General features: G+C 34.3%; 2 protein-coding genes. Both read left to right on the top strand.

Annotation, left to right across the window (positions count from 1 at the left end):
• Positions 1-199: 199 nt before the first annotated feature.
• The gene (locus G322_RS0119195) at positions 200-490 is read left to right on the top strand and encodes a DUF6419 family natural product biosynthesis protein (RefSeq protein WP_022943273.1); all 291 of its coding nucleotides are present in this window, start codon (positions 200-202) and stop codon (positions 488-490) included.
• A 118-nt stretch (positions 491-608) separates the two neighbouring features.
• On the top strand, positions 609-1,058 hold the full coding sequence (locus tag G322_RS0119190) for a GNAT family N-acetyltransferase (protein WP_022943272.1): 450 nt from the start codon (positions 609-611) through the stop codon (positions 1,056-1,058).
• Positions 1,059-1,674 lie beyond the last annotated feature (616 nt).

The raw sequence follows: 1,674 nt of genomic DNA, 5'->3' as shown, positions 1-1,674 counted from the left end.
GGCATTTAATATTCGTAACCAACAGAAGCATGTTCCACTTAACTAATAGTAAGTTACTTTATTAAATAAGTGGCTTGGTCTTACTATAAGGCATTCAAACGGACAAATTACAGTTGGCTTTTTGTTCGTGCCTCACTTATTTTAGCCAACTGTAATTTGCCGCTTAATGTGGCGTTATATGCAAAGGAAACTTGTGAGCATGAAAATAGTAAATTCATTATTAATTATATTATCTATTTTATGCGTTTTGCTAAGTGCTGCTCCATTTACTCCTGCGGTATTTCTTTCAATATTGCTAATGTGTGTTGCTGGTGTTTATGGGTTTTATCAAAAAACGAATATTGCTTTACTTTTATTGTGTTTTTCTACGCTAGCAATAATTGCAAGTCCTTGGAATATTTCAGTGATAAATTTAGGCTATATCTTAGTTCCGTATTTTATAGGTTTTGGTGGTACACTTTTAGGCATAAATAAAAAGGTAAATGCATAGTTTGCATATAACAAGCACTTCAAACGGAACAAAAACAGTTGGTTAGGTTCCGCTTCGCTTCACATTTTAACCAACTATTTTTGTCCGCTTAAGTGGGCGTTAGGCCTCAGGAGTAACAATGAGTATTAGTGTAAAACGTGCAGTATTAGAAAACCTAAATGAAGTTAGCGAGTTGTTTAATTCTTATCGAGTTTTTTACAAACAAGATAGCGATTTAGTATTAGCTGTTAGCTTTATTTCTGACCGTTTAAAAAATAAAGATTCTGTGATTTTTTACGCTCATGATGAAAGTGGCAACGCTTTAGGCTTTACTCAGTTGTATCCAACATTTTCATCAGTTTCTGCTGAGTCTAGTTGGGTGTTAAATGATCTTTATGTATCGTCAGACGCTAGGCGCTTAGGTGTTGGGAAAGCTCTGATGGAAACTGCTAAAGCATTTGCTATTGAAACAAATTCAAAAGGTATTGCTCTTGAGACATGTGAAGATAACTTTAATGCTCAGGCATTATATGAATCACTTGGGTATGAGAAAGATACTGGTGTTTATAACTATTTTTTAAGTTTATAAAAGGCCTAACAAGTCGTTCAACGTGGACGCTAACAGTTGTGTTTTAATTTTGAAAATACGCTTTGATTATGGTTTTAACATGCGGTTTGTGGCGATTTTCTAAAATAGAAAATCTGAAATGTAGCGTTGATTGTGCTGTTACTTTCATTGGCTAACTTGTATTTCGTCAATCTGAAAATTGCAGTGTTGTTGTAATCTGCTGAGTTTCAATTTCAACTCGTCAGCTAGTTTTTGAATTGAGTATTGAAAGCTAAAAGGGTTGTTGTAAACGTTCGTAAACTGTTTAATTGTTGGCTTTGTGTGATTTTCATTGTGTGTTTCATGCGGAGTTCAAAGTTAACAATTAAGTAGCTTTAAATCTTGTTGGTTTGCTTTACCATTCCATTTCAATATGTGTTTGTATTTGCAGTGCTTTTTAACTGTTCGCGAGCATCTAACAAGGCAATCAAACGGAACTAAAACAGTTGGCTAAGTTTCGCTTCGCTCCACATTATAGCCAACAATTTTAGTCCGCTTATTGCGGCGTTAGATGTCGCTCTATTTTGAGGTTGTGTTTTAGATTTTTATATACGCTTTGTTTACTGTTTTACCATGCTGTTTGTTGAGATTTTCTCAA

This window comes from Psychromonas hadalis ATCC BAA-638, assembly GCF_000420245.1.
Lineage (GTDB): Bacteria > Pseudomonadota > Gammaproteobacteria > Enterobacterales > Psychromonadaceae > Psychromonas > Psychromonas hadalis.
Note: the sequence above shows the minus strand (reverse complement) of the source record. Positions and strands in the feature narration are given on the sequence as shown.

What these genes read in the sequence shown, in the direction of transcription:
- G322_RS0119195 (WP_022943273.1), top strand. Translation starts at nt 200, where the DNA reads ATGAAAATAGTAAATTCATTATTAATTATATTATCTATTTTATGCGTT.
- G322_RS0119190 (WP_022943272.1), top strand. Translation starts at nt 609, where the DNA reads ATGAGTATTAGTGTAAAACGTGCAGTATTAGAAAACCTAAATGAAGTT.